Raw genomic sequence first — 20,421 nt, 5'->3', positions numbered from 1 at the left:
AGGTTAATATGGCTCAACGTTTAATAGGATGCCTTATGATGCTTTTTTTAACAAGCTGTATGGCACATGATAAACAGTATTATCGTAATAATCCACAAAAGTTACAAGCTGCGCTTAAAAATTGTCCTGAGCAACAACCTAAAGCTGTCAGCTGCGATGTGCTTAAAGATATTGCGCAAGAAATGAATCGGTATGCTTATGAATTACAATTAAGCCCACAGCAATTTGGTCAAAAGATATTATTGCTACAAGTACAGTTAGCCAAAATGCAAGATGAAATAAAGCAAAACAGCAATCAACCTAATTTAAAAGATAAAATTGTTCAGAATCAACAAGAATTAGAAACGCGTTTAGCCGTAGTAAAATGGCTAGAATCACCAGAGAGTCACTCATGAGAATTTTAGTAAGTAATGATGATGGTGTATATGCACCAGGTATTCGTGCATTAGCTACTGAAATGGCTAAGATTGCTGAAGTTGATGTTGTTGCCCCCGATAGAAATCGTAGTGGCGCAAGTAACTCGCTAACCCTGACGAGGCCCCTACACATCAGACGCCTTGACAATGGTTATTATAGTGTTGAGGGTACGCCAACAGATTGTGTCCATCTAGCTTTAACAGGGCTTCTAGATTCTGTAGCTGATATTGTTGTTTCTGGTATTAATGATGGTGCAAATCTAGGCGATGATACGTTATATTCAGGGACCGTAGCAGCGGCTGTTGAAGGACGTTACCTTGGCTATCCTGCGCTGGCCTTTTCTATGGTAGGCGATAATATTAAGCATTATGATACAGCTGCAATCATAGCGCGTAAGCTAGTTTCTAATATGCGAGCTAAGATGTTGCCAACGCAAACAATATTAAATGTTAATGTACCCGATTTACCAATAAGCAAAATTAAAGGCTTTCAAGTAACTCGCCTTGGTACCCGTCATGGGGCAGAGCCTATTGTTAAGGATATCGATCCCCGGGGTCGTCCTATCTATTGGATTGGCCCGCCCGGGATTCAAGCTGATGCAGGTCCTGGAACAGATTTCCATGCGGTCAGTCAAAATTATGTATCCATCACTCCGCTTCATTTGGATATGACCCACCATAAAGTGTTTAATCAATTAACAACTTGGATTAATAAATTAGATATAACTTAAATATTATGGCGGCTAGAAACAAAAGCTATAAATCTACTTAAATAAAATATTACCTAATTTAGCCATGAGATCATTATGCGCAAGCTTTCCTTCTTATTTCTGCTTTTTGTGTTAGCAGGTTGCCATGAGCGACAGAGTACCCTAGCTCCGGTTGAAGAAATTAAATGGCATTCATATTTAGGAAGGCCTGCAACCCATACAGTTCGTTTTGGAGAAACAATTTATGCAATAGCTTTTCGCTATGATTTAGATTTTCGTGAATTAATCACCTATAATCATTTACGTAAAAAAGTGCTTCAGGTTGGCCAAGTTTTAAAATTACCTCATCATAACTCATCGATGTCTTGGCAGTCTCAACCTATAGTAAGACCCATTGGACCCAAAATTCTGCCTCTACAGAAATTAAATCGTCCACAAAATCATTACCAACCACCCAAGTCTCGCTCGACTACTTCTTGGGTTTGGCCGGCCCAAGGTAAAATTATTAATAATTTTAATCCCCAATTAGGTAAAAAAGGCATAGATATTGCTGGTAAAAGAGGTGGAACAGTTTATGCAGCCTTTTCAGGTGTAGTGGCTTACTCTGGAAATGGCCTATCAGGGTACGGAAATTTGATTATAATTAAACATAATGGTCAATTTCTAACAGCCTATGGAAATAATTTACGCAATCGAGTTAAAGAAGGTCAATTTGTTAAAGCTGGTCAGATAATTGCCGACATGGGTATTGTGGAAAGGAAATTTTGGGGGGTTCATTTTGAAATTAGGAAAGCAGGACAACCAGTCAACCCACTGGTCTACCTGGCACAGCAATAATGACTGTGACTCTTTATTAAGCTTAGTTAGTTTTAAGTTTATAAAAGAATGCCTAAATTTCAAAGTAACCAGTTTCTCAGGAATGAATGATACACAAAGGTGAAATCATGCAGGCAGATAACGATTCAATTAAAAAGTCTGATGTACCAGATGAAGATTGGGAGGAGCCAGCTGATCTACTTGCGTCTGAAGATGATTTAAGTCTCGAGATTGAGCCTGATGAATTTCCTGACTTTTCTGATGAAGAAGCTTTTCCATCATTCCAGCGCGGCCGCCAAGCCAACAAAATAATGGATGCTACTCAATTGTACTTAAGTGAGATTGGCTTTTCTCCTCTTCTCTCGGCAGAGGAAGAAGTCCATTATGCTAAGCTTGCTTTAAAAGGCGATGCTACGGCGCGCAAAAAAATGATTGAATCCAACCTTCGCTTAGTGGTTAAGATTGCGCGACGCTATTTAAATCGCGGGTTGCCCTTATTGGATTTAATAGAAGAGGGTAATCTAGGCTTAATGAAATCTGTAGAAAAATTTGATCCTAATCGAGGTTTTCGTTTTTCAACTTATGCGACTTGGTGGATAAGACAAACGATTGAGCGCGCTATTATGAATCAAACACGCACAATACGACTACCTATTCATGTCGTTAAAGAATTAAACGTTTATTTACGAGCAGCAAGGCATTTAACTCAGAAGTTAGATCATGAGCCTTCGCCAGAAGAAATTGCCGACTTAGTTGATAGACCCTTAGAGGATGTGCAAAAACTTCTTGGTTTAAACGATAAAGTAACCTCCATTGATACACCGATAGGTTACGATGAAAATAAATCGTTATTAGATACAATTCCAGATGAAAACAGTATGAATCCAGCTGAATTATTGACTGATGAGGATTTAAGGATTCATATTGAATCACTCCTAGATAAATTGACTGAAAATCAGCAGCAAGTCATAGCGAGACGCTTTGGTTTACGCGGTTTTGAAAAAGCAACCTTAGAAGATGTTGGTAAGGAAATTGATTTAACAAGGGAGCGGGTTAGACAAATTCAGGTTGAGGCATTAAAAACATTAAGAGGCTTGCTAGAACGCGTTGGTTTAACTCAGGAAGATCTGTTTTAATTATCACATAAGGCTACTCTACAGTGCTTTTCAGCATAAGCGCTGTAGAGGGTAGCGAAACCCATAACTAACTATAATTTCGCTGCAAATTGCGATTGATTAATTTTTAATGGCTGTAAAATTAATTAGCTATGAGTAAACGCTGAACTTAATATATCATCATTATCTTTCACCTTAATTTAGCACATTACCTATTAAGTAGATTATGATTTTTAGCGATGCTGGATTGAAAACAAGGAGAAAAAAAATTATTTACAGAGCTTTAGCACAAGTTATAAAAGTTTGAGTTAGCCTTGTTGTGTATAATTTATTTTCAGACCTTGCCAACAAGTTGAATAATTGGCTTGACGAGCAGGATGCGAAAAGGCTTTTTCGCTAATTAACCAAGGTTTTGATGTCTCAAACATAAAAGCTAATGTATTTTCATAGCGCATAGGCTTTTGTTCTTCCTCAATCATGGCCTTATAGGTACTCGCATCTGGGCCATGTCCGGTCATACAATTGTGAATACTAAAGCCTCCTGGTAAAAACCCTTCTTTCTTAGCATCGTATGCACCAGTTATTAAACCCATAAGCTCACTCATGATATTACGATGGAAATAGGGCGGTCTAAACGTATGCTCAGCCACCATCCAGCGTGGTGGAAAAATGACAAAATCTAAATTAGCAATACCAGGCGTGCTACTTTCTGAGGTAAGTACGGTAAAAATAGATGGATCAGGATGATCAAAGCTTACGGTATTAATCGTATTAAATAATGATAAATCATAGCTATAAGGTGCGTAATTACCATGCCAAGCGACCACATTAAGGGGTGAATGATTACTTCTTGCAAGCCATAGATGATTGGATGATTTGCAGATTAAAATAACCGGCTCTCTTAAATCTTCAAAGGCCGCACAAGGATAAAGAAAGTGACGTGGATTGGCTAAACCGTTGGATCCCATAACACCTAAGGATGGAATTGTTAATGGTTGCGCTCGGTTTTCAGCAAGATAGCCACAAGCTAAGTTGTCTTTTAACTCAACTTTAAATTTCACACCTCGCGGAATTACTGCTATTTTGCCAGGCCCAATCTCTAAGCGGCCAAATTCTGTAAATAAAACAATGTCTCCCTGGTAAGGTACAAATAACATTTCACCGTCGTAATTACTGAAATAGCGATTAACCATAGATTGGGTACATTGATACAAATAAGCATCTACCAGGGCATTACCTGCGACATGAAATAAACTGGCAACAAAGTCAATTTGATTTATTGGTGGTGGCAGGGGTGACCAGCGATAAGGATTTGGTGGTTGTAACGCGATAAACTTAATAGGGTCTTCATGATGATAGCTATAATCCCCTTGTACAACTGACGGTACTGTTCGGTATAACCAACTATGTAAATTCACATGGCGTGGTCTTGTGAAAGCACTACCACTTAATTGTTCAGCATATAGCCCATATGCGCATTGTTGTGGGGAATTTTGATGTTGTGGTAGGGCACCTGTAATTGCTTCTGTTTGATGATGATTTCCAAATCCTGCTAGATACACAACCTATCTCCTTGAAAAGTATTTGCAGATTTTGCTTATCACATTACTTTACACTACTTTAATCCTCAAGTTCTTTATTAATAAAAAAGAATAATTTTTCAGGCGTCTTTTAGACATTCTTTTTAACGCCGTGACAGGATATAATTTATCATTTCGTTTTGAGTAAATAGAGGTAGCTATGGCCGGTCACAGTAAATGGGCAAATATTAAATTTAGAAAAGGCGTACAAGATGCTAAGCGTGGCAAAATTTTCACAAAATTAATTCGTGAAATTACCGTATCTGCTCGTATGGGTGGTGCTGATGAGACAAGTAATCCACGGTTACGGGACGCTATTATCAAAGCATTAAAAGCTAATATGAAACGCGATACAATTGATAATGCCATTAAGCGAGGCGCTGGCGGCCTTGAAGGCGATAATATGATGCAAATGCGTTATGAAGGCTATGGGCCAGGTGGTGTTGCTATTTTAGTAGATTGTCTGTCTGACAATAAAAATCGTACCGTTTCTGAAGTACGCCATGCATTTACCAAACACGGTGGTAATTTAGGCACTGATGGCTCGGTTTCTTATCTATTTACCAAACGTGGTGAAATTTTGCTTACTGCAGGGCAGGCAGAGGATAAAGCCATGGAAGTGGCTATTGAAGCGGGCGCTGAAGACGTCAATTTTGAAGAAGGGCAAACTGAAATTATTACTGCTGCAGAAAATTACCATGACCTTTTACAAGCCTTACAAGATAATGGTTTTGAAATTGAGCAGTCGCATTTAACCATGCATGCCCAAACCATGGTAGAAGTTGATGAAAAAACAGCAGAATCATTGATTAAGTTAATTGATATGCTTGAAGATTTAGATGATGTGCAAGAAGTACATAGTAATGCAAAGCTTCCTGAGTCTTTATTAGAATCTATTAATTAATGAGTATTATACTAGGCATTGATCCAGGCTCACGCGTGACTGGCTATGGCGTCATTAAAGAAGAAAAGAAAAAAATATATTACCTAGATAGCGGCTGTATTCGCACTTCTAAAGATGATTTAAGTACGCGCTTGCTGCAAATATTTGATGGCATCTGTGAAATTATGGAAAATTTTACGCCTGATGAAGTTGCTATTGAGGAAGTATTTATGCATCAAAATGCTAATGCTGCGCTTAAATTAGGCCATGCTCGGGGTGCAGCTTTAGTTGCTGCTGCCTCACATCGTATCAAAGTAAGCGAGTACTCGGCGCGCGAAGTAAAACAAACGGTTGTTGGTTATGGCGCTGCTGAAAAAGATCAAGTCAGTCATATGGTGGTACGTTTACTCATGCTTAATAGCGCACCGCAAAAAGACGCGGCTGATGCCTTAGCAATTGCTATTTGCCATAGCCATATGCGTACTCGTATAGATAAGCAATTGTGTTTAAGGAATAAATAATGATCGGTTGGCTACAGGGTAAAATTATTGATAAAGAGCAGCCAGGGAAGTTAGTTATTAATGTTAATGGCGTCGGTTATGATGTTGAAACATCATTACAAACGTTTTTTAAGATGGATTCCTATCTTGATGTAGTCAGTTTACATATCCACACTGTTGTTCGTGAAGATGCCTTTTTATTATATGGTTTTTTAGATAAATTAGAGCGTTCTGTGTTTAGAGCATTAATTAAAATAAATGGTGTCGGGCCAAAGGTTGCTATGGGGATCCTTTCTAGTGTGACACCAACAGAGCTTATCCAATCAATAAGCCAGAATAATGCTCAATTTTTAACTAAGTTACCAGGCATCGGTAAGAAAACGGCAGAGCGTCTTATTATTGAAATGAAAGACACGGTAGCTAAACTCTTTCAACATGAGAGTGCGCCAATTGCTGAGCAAATTGTAAGTCAGCACCAAGAGCAACAAGAAGCCATTTCGGCTTTAGAAGCGCTAGGCTATAAATCGCATGAGGCGGCTAAAATGATTAAGAAATTAGACGATGGTGCAAAAACATGCGAGCAACTTATTAGGGAAGCCTTAAGGCAGCTAGCTGTTCATCATGGATTATAATATTTCTATAACAATGTATGAGCTTAAGTGTTTTCTTTACTATTAGGACTATTAGGATGTTGGATAAGGAAATAAACACGTACTATAAGCCCTGTACCTTCTTTAGGAGAATCTAGCTCGACGCGGGCACCATGTAAATCACAAATTTGCCTAACAATAGCAAGGCCTAAGCCACTACCTGTTGTTTTATTACCTAATACTCTAAAGAAACGTTCAAATACACGGTTTTTTAACTCATTCGGAATGCCTGGCCCGTTATCTTGGACGTGCAGGACTAATTCTTGATCTTGTTGATATACTCTAACTAAAACTTTACCTTCTTCTTTGCAATACCGAATGGCATTATCAACTAGGTTACGAATTAAAATACTAAGGGCGGTTGTGTTGCCTTCAAATTTAGGTACGTTTTCACCATGTTCAAATTCAAGTTCAATTTGTTTTTCAACAGCGCTTGGGGCCAGCATAGCTAGAATTTCTCGAGTTATCTTAACCAGATTGACTTCATCAATGTCATTAATACTTGCTGCCTCAGGCACCAATTTGCTCATTGTCAGTAACTGTTGAACAATATGCGTGCTGCGGTTAACGCTAGCAATGAGTTTTTGTAAGGCTAAATTTTTCTCGGTAATGTCATTAGTATTTAATGCCACCTGAGCTTGTGCTTTAAGGGCTGCGAGTGGAGTGCGTAGCTCATGTGCAGCGTCAGCAGCAAAGCGTTTTTCACGCTCAAAGCCTTCTTGCAAACGGTAGAATAGTTTATTCAATTCATCAATAACAGGCTTAATTTCTTCAGGAACTTCTTGTAAATCAACGGGCTCTAAATGAGTAGGGGCACGATTAGCCACTTCTTGAGCAACTCTATCCAAGCTGTCTAAACCGCGGCCAATAATAATCCAGATTAATAAGCCTGAGAGTGGGAAGGTAAGCAGCATGATGTATAGATCATCTTGCGCAATGCGATGCCCTAATTCATTACGCGTATCATAACGTTCTGCGAGTACAGTACGGATGCCGGCTTGATCATTATACGTAGTAAAAACTCGCCATTTTTGGTTAGAGATCATTTTGTCACTAAAACCATCTACTTCTGCGGTGAGAGGAAGTCTAGGTGCGGCTGAAGAGTGAAGTAATAATTTGCCACCATTTGTCCATACTTGAAAATTAAATTTATCTAAATAGTTTTTAGGGGGCAAATCATTTAAAAAGCGGCGCTGATAGAAATTTTCAATTTTTTCTGGAATAACCTCAAGATTTTCTTGAATTTTTGTAAGTGGCCGCTGATGTACATCATCGCCTAATAAGGCTTGATAGGAAAGGGCAGAGATAGCCATTAAGGTATCTAGATGTTCCTGAATATCTTTTTGATCTAAATAATAATTACCAATAGCTGTTAACGTTGTTGTAATAGTAATAGCTAGTAGTAAATTAATTAATAAGAATTTTCGTATCGACGATTTCATCAGGATTGATGGCTCTCACTTTTTTCTACCATGTATCCTACACCTCGAATAGTACGAATGAAGTTAGCATTAAGTTTTTTGCGTAAATTATGGATATGAACTTCTAAGGCATTACTGTCTACGTCTTCGTCCCAGCCATAGATACTTTGCATTAATTGTTCTCGAGATAAAACTTGACCACTATTTTCAAGCAGTTTTTGTAAAAGCGCAAATTCACGGCGTGGCACATTAACCATAATATCATCCACATAAACAGAATGAGCAGCTGGATCAAGAGTAATATTGCGATATTGTAAAACAGAATCCGCCCGTCCTTGTGAACGTCTGACCAACGCTCGCACACGAGCACTTAATTCGTTTAAATCAAACGGTTTAATAATGTAATCATCAGCACCACTATCAAGGCCCTTAACGCGATCTTCAACTGATTCTCTAGCGGTTAGTATAATAACTGGTGTTGCATTCCCATCACTACGAATGGATTGTAAAAAACCAAGACCAGAGAGCTTCGGTAAGCCTAAGTCAAGAATAATTAATTCAAATGACTCAGACTTGACTGCTGCGCGTGCTGCTTCACCATCTTTAAGCCAATCGACCACATAACCAAATTGCGTTAACCCTGTCTTAACAGCATCGCCAAGTAATTCATCATCTTCAACTAATAGCAATCTCATGGTTGCTCCTTCGTTTATAGCAAACGTTGAGAAGAGTCTGAGGCCTGTGGCTCTTTCTCTTTATCTAATACATGTCGTGTTAAATAAAGTGCTTGCAAAAAAACAAATAACAGAGTTAAGCCAGCTCCACCAAATAATTTAAAATTAACCCAGGTATTGGTACTGTAATGATAGGCTACGTAAATATTAACAGCGCCCATAAGTATAAAGAATAATGACCAAGCATAATTTAGTCTAAACCAGATTTTTTTAGGCAAATTAATATTGCCATCCATGATTTTCTGAATGAGTGGTTTTTGGGTAATGACGGGTGAAAATAAAAAAACCAGCGCCGTTAACCAGTAAATACCAGTTGGTTTCCATTTGATAAACCAGGGATCATGAAAAAATAATGTAGCACTACCTAAGATTAGAATAATGGCTAAGCTGAATAAATGCATCTTCTCATAACGCTGGTGCTTTAATCTGAAAAGTATAACTTGCAGTAAAGACGCAACCATAGCAATAGCTGTAGCTACATAAATATCAAAGAGCTTGTAGCCGATAAAAAAAAGAAATACTGGAAAAAAATCAAAAAGTATTTTCATAAAATTTAAGTTTATATGCTGATTAACTAATTATAACACATGTTTTTAATATAACTTGCAAGTATCTAGGCAGATTTTTCGTATATTAATTATACAATTACTAACAATTTATAGCTATAGTTTTCAAGCGTAATAGCGATACGGGGCTTGTTTTATTAGAGATCACCTTGCTTAATTATTTAATCAGTCTTCCACATAAATGCTTTGCATTTTATCAATTTCATGGCTTAAAGGTATAGATTAGCTATTGCTTATTTGGCTAAAATAGTACCTGCATTTTAACCAATAAGTAATTTTTCACCAGGTTTTAACACTCGCTTATTAATATGCGGGTTTAGTTTTTCTAAAATAGCCACCTTAGTATTAAGTCGCTTAGCAATGCTATTAATGCTATCGCCTGCAAGTACAGTATAAACTCCAGGGCTTATTGCCTTTCGCCAAATAATTAATTGATCGCCTTTAGCGAGCGCTTGCTTTTCTTTTAATTTATTCCAAGTTTGTATATCTTGAGCGGTTATACCGTATTTTCGTTCAAGACTCTGAAATGTATCACCTGGTTGCACAATGTGTATTACTTTGTAAGTTTGAATAACCGGCGGCTTATCATGAGGTGTATTTGGCGCAGGTTTTGCATCAACGGTTGGGGCATTTCTTGTGCTGGGAATAAGGATATATTGGCCATTCTTAAGTTTATCAGATTTTAGCTGATTAAGCTCTCGTATCAGTTTGGCGGTAGTAAAGTAACGCTTAGCAATAGAGCTCAGATTATCACCAGAGCGTACTTGATGACGGGTCCAGCTGGTGCGTTTATATTGAGGAAAATTAGCAAGATTACGGTTAAAATTAGCTACTTTATTCGCAGGGATTAATAATTTAAAGGGTTTATAGGGTGCGGTGGCCCAGCGATTGTAGCCTGGGTTTAGTTTGATTAAATCCTTATAAGGTATGCCTGCTAACTTAGCTGCGTGATTTAAATCAATTTGGCTGCCAATATTGACTTCTTCAAAATAAGGTACATGCGCAATATAAGGTAATGTTACATGATAACGTTGTGGGTTTTTAATAATTTCGGCTAAAGCAAGTAGGCGAGGTACATAAAATTTAGTTTCGCTGGGCACGGGTAATGACCAAAAGCGAACGTGGCGTGTTTGCCGGCTATGTTTAATAGCGCGCAGCACAGTTCCTTCACCTGAGTCATAAGCAGCAATTGCTAACGTCCAATCACCATGAAAAAAGCGATTTAAGTAAGCTAGGTAATTTAAGGCAGCATTTGTAGATGGGCCAATGCTTCGACGTCCATCAAACCACCAGTCTCGCTTCAAACCTAAAGTACTGCCAGTGCCGGGCATTAACTGCCATAGGCCTGCAGCCCCTGCACCAGAATAAGCGAAAGGATCATATGCGCTTTCAAGCATAGGTATAAGAGCAAGCTCACCTGGCATGTTTCTTTTTTTAACTTCAGTGACAATATGGTACATATAAGGTTCAGAGCGAGCTAACATTTGTATATAGCCCGGATGAGAACTTAACCAGCGCAATTGAGCTTGCACCTCGGGTTGATTTATTTCGTGGTTCATTGACATTTGACCACGCAGTACATCCCAAACAGTCGGGGGCGTATTACTGTGTACTGAATTGATTAAGAGGCAGAAGCTTGATAGCAAAACAAATAATTTCAATAAAATTGTCGTTTTAACCTTCAATATATAAGCCTGTGTCTAGCCAAAAGGTTTATCAGTGTACTCGATAAAATTTAGGTGAGAAACCTTTTTTTTAATTTAAAACTGACTTAATTTTTTATTAATTGATTCTTTTTAAGTGAAATTGTCTTTGTCTGTTCTTATCTGTTTAAATATAGATAGCTCGTCTTTTGCTTCGCAACCACGCATTTTGGCGTAGTTTTGTACGTGTGGTTCATGTAATCGCAAAAAAGGATTAACTTGTTTCTCAAGCGCAATCGTGGAAGGCAAAGAGCAAGTATTAGGTTCTTGATTGAGTACATGCTGGTATTTTTGAATAGCTAAATTATTGGGTTCAACGGTCGCGGCAAAACGTAAATTTTGCCGCGTGTATTCATGGCCACAATACACTTTCGTATCCTCTGGTAAATTTTTAAGTAAATTTAAAGACGTTAAAAGTTGTTCGTAAGTGCCATCAAAAACTCGCCCGCAGCCAGCAGAAAATAAAGTATCTCCACAAAATAATAACTGCTGTTTAGTTTCAAAATAACAAATGTGACTTGAGGTATGCCCTGGAATGCTTAGTACACGAAAATGCCAAGCGCTTAAGTCAATTAAATCATTATCATGTACAGTATGAGTTATAAGCGGAATTCGAGTGTCAGCAGGCGCATAAACCATAGCTCTGGGATGGTGTTGGTATAGCTCAACCACGCCCCCACTATGATCCCAGTGATGATGGGTAATTAGAATGGCTTTAAGCGTTAATTGCATTTTTTGCAAATAATCAATAACAGGTTGGGCATCACCTGGATCAACACAGATTACGGAGCCTGCGGTATCAATAAGTAGCCAAATATAATTATCTTGAAAGGCGTTGAGCGGAACAATAGTCACAGTAAGTCCTTTTAGAAGCTCTTAATTACAATTTAAAGGCAGACCCTAATAAATATCATTTTATTCAATGAAATAAAATGATTTTCCGGGATTAATAACTGTTACTAAATAATCTAAAATAGTTGTTATTTCTTCTGCAAGCTTAAACGGCGGATTGATAATTAATAGGCCACAACCTGTCATTCCATCCTGGTTTGTGTTTGATAATAAAAATTCTATACGCAATACTTGTTTTAGGCCATCTTCTTTAATCTTTCTAACCAGTTGCGTATGTAGGCGATTATCTAGAATAGGATACCAAATGCAATAAACGCCTGTTGCAAACTTATGGTATGCTGCATTTACAGCTTTAGCAATGTCTTTATACTCTGTTTTCACTTCATAGGCAGGATCTATAAAAATTAGACCGCGGCGTTCAGCCGGGGGCAGTAATGAATGCATTGCTTGAATGCCGTCCATATGGCTGAAAAAGACACGTTTCTTCAGGCGTGGTAATTGTGCTAATTGTTTAAATTCTTGCGGATGTAATTCGGTACAAATTAATCGGTCTTGTGGCCGTAGGCTTGCTATGGCTAAATAGGGTGAACCTGGGTAATAACGTAGGTTATTATCTAAGTTCATTGATTTAATTACCTTTATATACGGATCAAAAAGGGGTAGTAATTTGTTTCGCTGTTCCCAAAGATGGGCAATGCCTGTATTAAATTCAGTTGTTTTTTGGGCTTTTTTATCGTTTAAATCATAAATCCCGCTGCCAGCATGCGTCTCTAAGTAAAAAAGCGGTTTTTCTTTCTGAATCATATAATTTACGATACGACAAAGCGTTAAATGTTTAACGACATCCGCAAAATTTCCCGCATGATAGCCGTGTTGGTAACTGAGCATAGGCGTATTATCCGCTAAAAATTGTCGCAGTATACGATGTTATGCTGACCTAATCCATGAGCTTTTTGTAGTCACTTTATTAGGTAATTTCACTAGGACTATTAAATTTCAAATCAATGGACAATATGAACGAAAATTAAACTATAATTTAAATAAATCCTAATTATAGGAGGTCAGATAATGGGCTTATCAAAAGACTATGAGAGAGAATTGGATGATGATGCGCAATCGTTTTCTGATTTTCCTCTAGAAGAGGAAGAAGATTTAGCTCATAAGAAGCAAGTACGCAAACTGCTTGAAGAAAAGCTTGAGCGTAAACGCATACGTGAAGATATCGATGAGCTAGATGGTGATTTTGACTGGGATGAGTTAGAGCGTTAGACGAACGTTATCCCGTTAAATGCTTAGCATTAGACGGGAGCTAAAATTAAAAAGCTTAGTTTCTTTGTAGCTTACTCGCTTGTAGAGTATTTTGTAATAGTGTTGCAATAGTCATTGGACCAACCCCACCTGGTACCGGCGTAATCCATCCTACCTGTTGACTGATTTTATCAAAGTCAACATCGCCTCTTAATTTACCATTCTCTAAGCGATGTATTCCGACATCAATCACAACTTGCGATTGATTTAGCCAGTCGTAATGAATTAAGTCATAAACACCTGTCGCTACCACAATGATGTCTGCAAGCCTCACATGCGGTTCTAAATCTTTAGTAAATCGGTGACAAACAGTGACCGTTGCGCCTGCTAATAAGAACTCCAGTGCCATGGGACGACCAACAATATTAGAAGAGCCGACCACAACCGTATTTTTACCTCGTAATGGGATATTATAAAAATTAAGTAATTGAATAATTCCTAGCGGAGTACAAGGTCTAAGTAAAGGGATTCGTTGCGCTAAACGCCCTACATTGTAGGGATGAAAACCATCAACATCTTTAGCGGGCTTAATACATTCAATAATGTGATCGCTATTAATGGCGGATGGTAAAGGAAATTGCACGAGAATACCGTCAATATTGGGATTGTCATTAAGCTCTTTAATTAATTCTAATAATTTTTTCTCACTGGTGTGTTCAGGAAGATTAAACGCAACAGAAGTAATCCCTGCTTCTTCACAAGCTCGCCTCTTATTAGTCACATAAATTTCTGATGCTGGGTCATCACCTACTAAAATGACTGCCAAAGACGGCGGTCGTATATTTTGGTTTTTCATTGCTAAAATTTCTTGAGCGACTGCCGCTCTTAATTGTGATGCAAGCTGTTTCCCATTTAAAAGAGTTGCTGTCATATTAGCCTAATTAATTCAAGTAAGAGAGTAGACCCTATAACCTACCTCTTTATAAAATTGCGGCGTTGCCCGTGTTCTAAACTCCGCTTTTTAGAATACGAATACTTTACACACGCATAGAGGCAAGTTATGTAAGAGGTCTAATTATGGAATACTAACTTGTTTGATGCAATTTTTTAAACCATTTATTTCGCAGGAATTCTAGTTAACTTGTTGAATACCATGAGTTTAGATGTTATTTTTCTATCATCTAATGGAATAGTGCCAGCAGGGAGCACTGCTTGAAAGTTAATCGTTTATATGCAGTAATTTTATCTCTATCGTTACCTTTTTCAGCGCTAGCTCTAGGAATGGGTGATATAAGATTGCATTCATCTCTTAATCAGCCCTTTAATGCTGAGATTCCAATTATGGATACAGAGGGCATTTCTTTAGAGGCAATAAAAGCAAATTTAGCGTCCATGGAAGATTATAAGCGTATCGGGCTGCAACAAAGTGAAATATTGTCTTTTCTAAAATTTAGTATTACAAAAAACGCGCAAGGTCAGCCGGTTATTAGTATTACCTCAACAGAAAGGATATCGGAGCCTTATCTCCAAATTGTTGTGGATTTAGCATGGCCTCAAGGTCAGATTTACCGCGCTTATACCATCTTACTAGACCCTCCTGGCTATCAATTGAAAAAAGTAACGTCAGTTACAGAAATTAAGCACCTAAATGTTAATAAGGTTAGCCTGGATAAACCCGGCGTCGTTGATAAACCGGTATACCAACATATCCAAGGTAGCTTAAAGCCTACAAAAGCTGAGCTTACTTATGGGCCAACAGTAGCTAATGAAGATATCTGGCAAATTGCGCAGCGCTATATAACCTCTGAGACGACCCTGCAACAGGTCATTCTTGCTATTGTAGGTACTAACTCAGAAGCATTTACTCAAGGGAATTTAAATGGTTTAAAAGTAGGTGAACGCCTTAGGATACCTACAAACGATGAAATAGCAAAAATTCCAGCAAAACTTGCCAAGGAAGAAGTACTTGCTCATGACACTGCTTGGAAAAATAAACAAGAAATTAAACATGTCATTTTGCCACCTTATATTGATGCAGTTCCTGGGACGACCCAGTTTAATAAAATTGACACAACTTATTATGTTTCAAAAATTGCATCAATTCCAAAATTTAGTTTAGAGAAACCCACATCTAACGCAACGACATCGCTACCGGTACCTGAAGTCTTTTTAAACCCAGCAATTACGGTAACGCCTTTTACCAAAAATCAAGTGAGTAATCTTAACGCGCAAAAAGATGATGCCAATATAAGGGCAGAGCTTGGCGTGACATTAGCTGCTATTGATTCAGTACGTACTGAAAATTCATTAATGAAAGAACAAATGAATAAACTAAAGGCAGCGAATACGCAGCTACAGCAGCAAATTAACAAACAGCAGCAGGAAATTACCCGTCTACAAGAGCAGCTTAAAGTGATTATTCAGCAGCGACCAGGTATTCAATCGCAGGCGCAGGCATTAAAGCCGCAAGAAAACTCCACTTCTTGGCTTTATTGGTTAATAATTGGTGGCACAGCAATTGTGATTGCCTATGGATTACTTTATTGGTTTTGGTTAAGGCAAAGATATTATGAAGTTGAAGACATAGAAGGAGAGAATATAACGCCTGTAGTTGCAACAAATTACTTAGAAGATTCTCAAGCTCAGGCAGAAACAAAGTCTGTAGCAACAGTAAATGATGTACCTGCTCATACGATTGCTAGTGAAATGAATGAATCGTCAGAAACAACAGATAAAATGGAGCCCCTAACGCCACAAGTAATGGGAGTTAATCTGGCTAAGCCTAGTGAGAGCCAGGATGCTCAAGAGGAAACAAAGCTTGTAGAAAAGAGTAGAGATGAGTTAAATGACGATAATATTTCTGAAAGTAAACAAGTGGGTATTGATAAATCCGCTGAAAATAATGAGCAAACAGAGCCAGTGATTGCAGAGAGGGAAGATGATTTGTCATCAAACGTTAATAAGACAATGGATAATCGTAAAGAAAATCAAGAGAAGCCCGCTGATTTTAATGAAGTGACTGTACCTGCTCGGGCTAATTCAGAAGTAGAAAAAGATGACTTAGGCAATAAGAATATTAATAATCTAGATACTCCAAGCGAGACGTCTGACAAATCTGATTTTAAACAGACGCAGGATATAGCCGATAATCATACCCTAAATTTTGAACCCGGTTTGGACAAGTTAATTATACCAACTCCTAAATCAGATATGCCGCAGGATGACATGGCTCTTAATTTTGACTTAGATGACCAATTAAAAGGTGATAAGTTACCTGGTTTAACTGCAAGTGATGCAACGTTAGCTGAGCCAGAGGGTAGTGAAGGTCAACAAACAGGGCAAGTAGAACAAGGGAGTGATCCTGACTTAAGTACCTTAGACCTAGGACTTGGTCAGCCTGATAAAGAAAATGAAGAGCAAGCTAATTTAAATACAAATGTTGCTTCTGATGGTGTAAAAACAGCACAATCATCAGAAGAGCAAAGTAATACCTCCCAAGAGGAACAATTGGTTAAAAGTAGTGCTGCGTTAGATACTCTGTTATCGTTAGCTAAAACATATATCAGCATGGAAGATTTTGAGTCAGCCGAGCAATCTTTGCAAGAAGTTATTGAGTTTGGTAATGAGGCGCAAAAAGAAGAAGCACAGAAACTATTGCAAGATTTAAATGATAAATAATACTATCAGTAGAAATCGGCAAATTACTGATTGTTAGCCCTTATTCCCTAGACAAACAAATTATGGTGGTATACATTGGCCATTTTTATTAGGAAATGCGTATGCGTATTGCCTTAGGGGTTGAATACGATGGAAGCCAGTACCATGGTTGGCAGGCGCAAGCAGGTTTACATACCGTTCAACAAGTTATTGAAACAGCACTTAGCCGTGTTGCAGATAGTAAAATAACTGTCATTTGCGCTGGTAGAACAGATACGGGTGTACATGCTACTAACCAGATTATTCATTTTGATTGTGACAAGGAACGCTCGATTCGTGCTTGGATTCAAGGGGCTAATTCTTATTTACCTAAAGATGTATGTGTTAGATGGGGTAAGGAAATGCCTAATCATTTCCATGCCCGTTATTCCGCTTTATCGCGCCAATATCGTTATATCATTTATAATTCAGCCATCCGACCTGCTTTATTGCGTGGTAATGTGACTTGGCAGTATCGCCAGTTAAATCATCGCCATATGCATGAAGCAAGTCAATATTTACTTGGCGAAAATGATTTCACCTCTTTTCGCTCAGTAGAGTGTCAATCTAATACGCCTATGCGCAATATTCATCAGGTACAGGTAATGCGTCAGGGTGATTTAGTCATTATTGATATTACCGCTAATGCTTTTTTACATCATATGGTAAGAAATATCGCAGGCGTACTAATTGCTGTAGGCTCAGGTAAAAAACCAAGTCAGTGGGTAGATGAGGTATTAAAAGCGACTGATAGACGTTTAGGGGCGGAAACTGCACCGCCATATGGCCTTTATTTAGTCAATGTGGTTTATCCAAAAGAATTTGGTATTATAACGACAACATCTGGTCCCTTATTTTTTTCAGAGCGCTAAATGAGAAGTAACAAAGTCCGAATTAAAATGTGTGGTATGACACGGCGAGAAGATATAGATTATGCTATAGCATTAGGTATTGATGCGATTGGTTTAATCTTTTATCCAGGTAGTAAGCGTGCGGTATCCATTGAAAAGGCGAAACAACTTCTTGTCGATGTACCTTTATTTATGGCAACGGTTGCGGTAGTGGTTAATCCAACGTTAGCGGGTGTTCAGCAGATTGTGCAAGAATTACCGATTCAATGGTTACAATTCCATGGTGATGAAACAGCAGCGTTTTGTAATCAATTTCACCTACCTTATATTAAAATGATCAGAGCGACTAGCGCTATTGAGATTAAGCAAACAATGAGCTTATACCCAGATGCATCAGCTTTCTTATTAGATACACCTGCTCAAGGTCTATATGGTGGTACCGGTAAAACATTTAACTGGGATGACATTCCTACGCAAAGCCCGAAACCCCTTATCTTGGCTGGTGGTTTAGCTGCAGCTAATATTAGTCACGCCGTTGCGGCAGTTAAGCCGGCTGCTGTGGATGTTTGTAGTGGCATTGAGCAGTCGCCAGGAATAAAAGATCATAATAAAATGATTCAATTTGTTAAGGCATTAAGAGAAAATTATGAGTAAAGAACTTCCTGATAATAAAGGTCACTTTGGCCCCTATGGTGGCATATTCGTTGCCGATACCTTAATGCATGCGCTGCAAGAGTTACAAGCAGCCTATAACACTTATCGAACCAATGAGAATTTTTTAAATGAATTAAGGGAAGAATTAAAGGATTATGTAGGTCGCCCATCTCCCTTGTATTTTGCTAAACGTTTAACCGAGTTGGCAAAGGGCGGTAAAATTTATTTAAAAAGAGAAGATTTAAATCATACCGGTGCCCATAAAATAAATAATGCCGTAGGCCAAGCCCTACTGGCTAAACGAATGGGTAAAACCCGCATCATTGCTGAAACAGGTGCCGGTCAACATGGGGTAGCAACAGCCACTGTCTCGGCAAAACTTGGCTTAGAGTGCGTAGTTTATATGGGTGCTGAAGATATTAAACGCCAAGCGAGCAATGTCTATCGCATGAAATTATTAGGCGCTCAAGTTGTCCCGGTTACAGCAGGTTCTCAAACCTTAAAAGATGCTTTAAATGAAGCAATGCGTGATTGGGTCAGTCATATTGATAATACTTATTATATTATTGGTACAGTGGCAGGCCCGCACCCTTATCCGCAAATGGTTAGAGACTTCCAAGCAATTATTGGTCAAGAAGCCCGCCAACAGCTCTTAGAAAAAGAAGGTTGCTTGCCTGATGCGCTTGTGGCTTGTGTAGGTGGTGGTTCAAATGCTATTGGTTTGTTTTATCCTTTTTTACAGGATGAAACAGTGAAAATATATGGCGTTGAGGCAGGCGGTAAAGGCATTGAAACAGGACAACACGCAGCTTCTTTAATTGCTGGCAAACCAGGTGTTTTGCATGGAAATCGTACTTATTTACTATGTGATGAGTTTGGCCAAGTAAAAGATACCCATTCTGTGTCTGCTGGGCTTGATTACCCAGGTGTTGGCCCAGAGCACGCTCATTTAAAAGACACAGGGCGTGTCGAGTATGTGGCAATCAATGATGATGAAGCACTAGACGCGTTTCGTATTTTAACAAAAGTTGAAGGGATCATGCCTGCTCTTGAATCAAGTCATGCGGTTGCTTACGCCATGAAGTTAGCTACAACGATGACGCCTAATCAACGCATTATCGTTAATTTATCAGGCCGTGGCGATAAAGATATACATACCGTAGCAAGTATTGATGGCTTAACTATTTAAGCTTGCTTGAAGGTATTTGGAGTTAAAATGAATCGAATTGTAAAAACACTATCAGCCTTGCAAGCAGGCAAGAGAAAAATGTTAAGCCCTTATTTAACTGCTGGTGATCCATACCCTGAAGCAACTGTGCAATTAATGCATGCGCTCGTAGATGCTGGCGCAGATATTTTAGAAATAGGCATTCCTTTTTCTGATCCCATGGCAGAAGGGCCGGTTATTCAGGCCGCTATGGAACGCGCCTTACATCACAATATCACATGCATGGATGTATTAAACATGGTGCGGGATTTTCGCAAGAAAGATGTTAATACGCCGATTGTCCTGATGGGTTATACTAACCCTATCGAATTCTATGGTTACGAACGTTTTGCCAAGCAGGCGCAGGAAGCAGGTGTTGATGGTACCATTTTAGTTGATTTACCACCTGAAGAAAGTGATGAGGTAGCAGCCATTTGGAAATCTTATAGCTTATGTAATATTTATCTTTGCTCGCCTACAACCACTTTAGAGCGTATGGCATTAATCAACCATTATGGTAACGGCTATTTATATTATGTTTCTTTAAAAGGTGTCACTGGTTCTAATACCTTTGATTTAAATAATGTTAAAATGCTCTACCAGCAAAGAAAAGAACAAACTAAATTACCCCTTATGGTAGGATTTGGCATTAAAACCGCTACTGTTGCAGCAGAGGTTGCAAAGTTTGCTGATGGTGTTATTGTAGGTGCAGCTTTAATTCAGCAGATTATAGAAGCTTATGAAGTCACGCAAGATATTTTTGCCGCAGGTGCCTCTTTAATACAAGAAATGCGACAAGCTATAGATAATATTGAGTAG

At 38.5% G+C, this 20,421-nt stretch carries 21 protein-coding genes; 13 read left to right on the top strand and 8 right to left on the bottom strand.

Going from position 1 to position 20,421, the window contains the following annotated elements; all coding sequences use genetic code 11:
• The first annotated feature begins 35 nt into the window (after positions 1-35).
• The 4 genes from DYE47_RS08010 (at position 36) to rpoS (ending at position 3,078) form a co-directional block, all read left to right on the top strand.
• Positions 36-395 carry a hypothetical protein gene (locus DYE47_RS08010; RefSeq protein ID WP_115302776.1) on the top strand — a complete coding sequence of 120 codons (360 nt, stop codon included), beginning with the start codon at positions 36-38 and terminating at the stop codon, positions 393-395.
• Complete coding sequence (gene surE, locus DYE47_RS08005; protein ID WP_115302775.1) at positions 392-1,147, top strand: 5'/3'-nucleotidase SurE; 756 nt, start codon at positions 392-394, stop codon at positions 1,145-1,147. The genes DYE47_RS08010 and surE overlap by 4 nt, the downstream gene beginning before the upstream one ends.
• A gap of 75 nt (positions 1,148-1,222) precedes the next feature.
• The gene (locus tag DYE47_RS08000) at positions 1,223-1,963 is read left to right on the top strand and encodes a peptidoglycan DD-metalloendopeptidase family protein (RefSeq protein WP_115302774.1); all 741 of its coding nucleotides are present in this window, start codon (positions 1,223-1,225) and stop codon (positions 1,961-1,963) included.
• A gap of 107 nt (positions 1,964-2,070) precedes the next feature.
• Positions 2,071-3,078 (top strand): RNA polymerase sigma factor RpoS, encoded by a 1,008-nt coding sequence (rpoS, locus tag DYE47_RS07995; protein ID WP_115302773.1) that lies wholly within the window; start codon positions 2,071-2,073, stop codon positions 3,076-3,078.
• A gap of 287 nt (positions 3,079-3,365) precedes the next feature.
• On the opposite strand, the gene hmgA is transcribed toward rpoS, so the two are convergent.
• Positions 3,366-4,619, bottom strand: a complete 1,254-nt coding sequence (gene hmgA, locus DYE47_RS07990; RefSeq protein ID WP_115302772.1) for a homogentisate 1,2-dioxygenase — start codon at positions 4,617-4,619, stop codon at positions 3,366-3,368.
• A gap of 178 nt (positions 4,620-4,797) precedes the next feature.
• Here hmgA and DYE47_RS07985 point away from each other — a divergent pair, with 178 nt between their 5' ends.
• From DYE47_RS07985 to ruvA, 3 genes are read left to right on the top strand one after another with little or no spacing between them, the layout of a single operon-like run.
• A complete protein-coding gene (locus DYE47_RS07985) occupies positions 4,798-5,541 on the top strand; it encodes a YebC/PmpR family DNA-binding transcriptional regulator (RefSeq protein ID WP_115302771.1) in 744 nt (247 codons plus the stop codon).
• Positions 5,541-6,041: a crossover junction endodeoxyribonuclease RuvC gene (ruvC, locus tag DYE47_RS07980; RefSeq protein ID WP_115302770.1), complete on the top strand. Its 501-nt coding sequence runs from the start codon at positions 5,541-5,543 to the stop codon at positions 6,039-6,041. The genes DYE47_RS07985 and ruvC overlap by 1 nt, the downstream gene beginning before the upstream one ends.
• Positions 6,041-6,652 (top strand): Holliday junction branch migration protein RuvA, encoded by a 612-nt coding sequence (ruvA, locus tag DYE47_RS07975; RefSeq protein ID WP_115302769.1) that lies wholly within the window; start codon positions 6,041-6,043, stop codon positions 6,650-6,652. Before ruvC ends, ruvA begins: the two co-directional genes overlap by 1 nt.
• 23 nt (positions 6,653-6,675) lie before the next feature.
• Here the strand turns inward: ruvA and DYE47_RS07970 are convergent, their stop codons facing one another.
• The 6 genes from DYE47_RS07970 to DYE47_RS07945 all read right to left on the bottom strand — a co-directional run bounded on the left by DYE47_RS07970 (position 6,676) and on the right by DYE47_RS07945 (position 12,834).
• Positions 6,676-8,112, bottom strand: a complete 1,437-nt coding sequence (locus DYE47_RS07970; RefSeq protein WP_115302768.1) for an ATP-binding protein — start codon at positions 8,110-8,112, stop codon at positions 6,676-6,678.
• A complete protein-coding gene (locus DYE47_RS07965) occupies positions 8,112-8,786 on the bottom strand; it encodes a response regulator (RefSeq protein ID WP_115302767.1) in 675 nt (224 codons plus the stop codon). Before DYE47_RS07965 ends, DYE47_RS07970 begins: the two co-directional genes overlap by 1 nt.
• Before the next feature lie 14 nt (positions 8,787-8,800).
• A complete protein-coding gene (locus DYE47_RS07960; protein WP_115302766.1) occupies positions 8,801-9,373 on the bottom strand; it encodes a septation protein A in 573 nt (190 codons plus the stop codon).
• Between the two features lie 278 nt (positions 9,374-9,651).
• Positions 9,652-11,076: a lytic transglycosylase gene (locus DYE47_RS07955; protein WP_423202366.1), complete on the bottom strand. Its 1,425-nt coding sequence runs from the start codon at positions 11,074-11,076 to the stop codon at positions 9,652-9,654.
• 111 nt (positions 11,077-11,187) lie between these two features.
• Positions 11,188-11,949: a hydroxyacylglutathione hydrolase gene (gloB, locus tag DYE47_RS07950; RefSeq protein ID WP_115302764.1), complete on the bottom strand. Its 762-nt coding sequence runs from the start codon at positions 11,947-11,949 to the stop codon at positions 11,188-11,190.
• Between the two features lie 60 nt (positions 11,950-12,009).
• Positions 12,010-12,834, bottom strand: a complete 825-nt coding sequence (locus DYE47_RS07945) for a 23S rRNA (adenine(2030)-N(6))-methyltransferase RlmJ (RefSeq protein ID WP_115302763.1) — start codon at positions 12,832-12,834, stop codon at positions 12,010-12,012.
• Between the two features lie 180 nt (positions 12,835-13,014).
• On the opposite strand from DYE47_RS07945, the gene DYE47_RS07940 reads away from it, so the two are divergent.
• Positions 13,015-13,215: a hypothetical protein gene (locus tag DYE47_RS07940; protein ID WP_115302762.1), complete on the top strand. Its 201-nt coding sequence runs from the start codon at positions 13,015-13,017 to the stop codon at positions 13,213-13,215.
• Positions 13,216-13,270: 55 nt separating this feature from the next.
• Here the strand turns inward: DYE47_RS07940 and folD are convergent, their stop codons facing one another.
• Positions 13,271-14,125, bottom strand: a complete 855-nt coding sequence (folD, locus tag DYE47_RS07935) for a bifunctional methylenetetrahydrofolate dehydrogenase/methenyltetrahydrofolate cyclohydrolase FolD (protein ID WP_115302761.1) — start codon at positions 14,123-14,125, stop codon at positions 13,271-13,273.
• Positions 14,126-14,406: 281 nt separating this feature from the next.
• Here folD and DYE47_RS07930 point away from each other — a divergent pair, with 281 nt between their 5' ends.
• From DYE47_RS07930 to trpA, 5 genes are all read left to right on the top strand, one after another.
• A complete protein-coding gene (locus DYE47_RS07930; RefSeq protein WP_115302760.1) occupies positions 14,407-16,872 on the top strand; it encodes a motility hub landmark protein FimV in 2,466 nt (821 codons plus the stop codon).
• A 101-nt stretch (positions 16,873-16,973) separates the two neighbouring features.
• The gene (gene truA / locus DYE47_RS07925) at positions 16,974-17,762 is read left to right on the top strand and encodes a tRNA pseudouridine(38-40) synthase TruA (protein ID WP_115302759.1); all 789 of its coding nucleotides are present in this window, start codon (positions 16,974-16,976) and stop codon (positions 17,760-17,762) included.
• Complete coding sequence (locus DYE47_RS07920; RefSeq protein ID WP_115302758.1) at positions 17,763-18,395, top strand: phosphoribosylanthranilate isomerase; 633 nt, start codon at positions 17,763-17,765, stop codon at positions 18,393-18,395.
• Entirely contained in the window at positions 18,385-19,584 is a 1,200-nt protein-coding gene (gene trpB, locus DYE47_RS07915; RefSeq protein ID WP_115302757.1) for a tryptophan synthase subunit beta, read from the top strand. The genes DYE47_RS07920 and trpB overlap by 11 nt, the downstream gene beginning before the upstream one ends.
• 27 nt (positions 19,585-19,611) lie before the next feature.
• On the top strand, positions 19,612-20,421 hold the full coding sequence (gene trpA / locus DYE47_RS07910) for a tryptophan synthase subunit alpha (protein ID WP_115302756.1): 810 nt from the start codon (positions 19,612-19,614) through the stop codon (positions 20,419-20,421).

Source organism: Legionella beliardensis (assembly GCF_900452395.1).
Lineage (GTDB): Bacteria > Pseudomonadota > Gammaproteobacteria > Legionellales > Legionellaceae > Legionella_C > Legionella_C beliardensis.
This window is presented reverse-complemented; position numbering and strand designations above follow the sequence as displayed.

Coding starts and splice junctions, on each gene's coding strand:
- DYE47_RS08010 (WP_115302776.1), top strand. CDS start 36: ATGATGCTTTTTTTAACAAGCTGTATGGCACATGATAAACAGTATTAT.
- surE (WP_115302775.1), top strand. CDS start 392: ATGAGAATTTTAGTAAGTAATGATGATGGTGTATATGCACCAGGTATT.
- DYE47_RS08000 (WP_115302774.1), top strand. CDS start 1,223: ATGCGCAAGCTTTCCTTCTTATTTCTGCTTTTTGTGTTAGCAGGTTGC.
- rpoS (WP_115302773.1), top strand. CDS start 2,071: ATGCAGGCAGATAACGATTCAATTAAAAAGTCTGATGTACCAGATGAA.
- DYE47_RS07985 (WP_115302771.1), top strand. CDS start 4,798: ATGGCCGGTCACAGTAAATGGGCAAATATTAAATTTAGAAAAGGCGTA.
- ruvC (WP_115302770.1), top strand. CDS start 5,541: ATGAGTATTATACTAGGCATTGATCCAGGCTCACGCGTGACTGGCTAT.
- ruvA (WP_115302769.1), top strand. CDS start 6,041: ATGATCGGTTGGCTACAGGGTAAAATTATTGATAAAGAGCAGCCAGGG.
- DYE47_RS07970 (WP_115302768.1), bottom strand. CDS start 8,112: ATGAAATCGTCGATACGAAAATTCTTATTAATTAATTTACTACTAGCT.
- DYE47_RS07965 (WP_115302767.1), bottom strand. CDS start 8,786: ATGAGATTGCTATTAGTTGAAGATGATGAATTACTTGGCGATGCTGTT.
- DYE47_RS07960 (WP_115302766.1), bottom strand. CDS start 9,373: ATGAAAATACTTTTTGATTTTTTTCCAGTATTTCTTTTTTTTATCGGC.
- DYE47_RS07945 (WP_115302763.1), bottom strand. CDS start 12,834: ATGCTCAGTTACCAACACGGCTATCATGCGGGAAATTTTGCGGATGTC.
- DYE47_RS07940 (WP_115302762.1), top strand. CDS start 13,015: ATGGGCTTATCAAAAGACTATGAGAGAGAATTGGATGATGATGCGCAA.
- folD (WP_115302761.1), bottom strand. CDS start 14,125: ATGACAGCAACTCTTTTAAATGGGAAACAGCTTGCATCACAATTAAGA.
- truA (WP_115302759.1), top strand. CDS start 16,974: ATGCGTATTGCCTTAGGGGTTGAATACGATGGAAGCCAGTACCATGGT.
- DYE47_RS07920 (WP_115302758.1), top strand. CDS start 17,763: ATGAGAAGTAACAAAGTCCGAATTAAAATGTGTGGTATGACACGGCGA.
- trpA (WP_115302756.1), top strand. CDS start 19,612: ATGAATCGAATTGTAAAAACACTATCAGCCTTGCAAGCAGGCAAGAGA.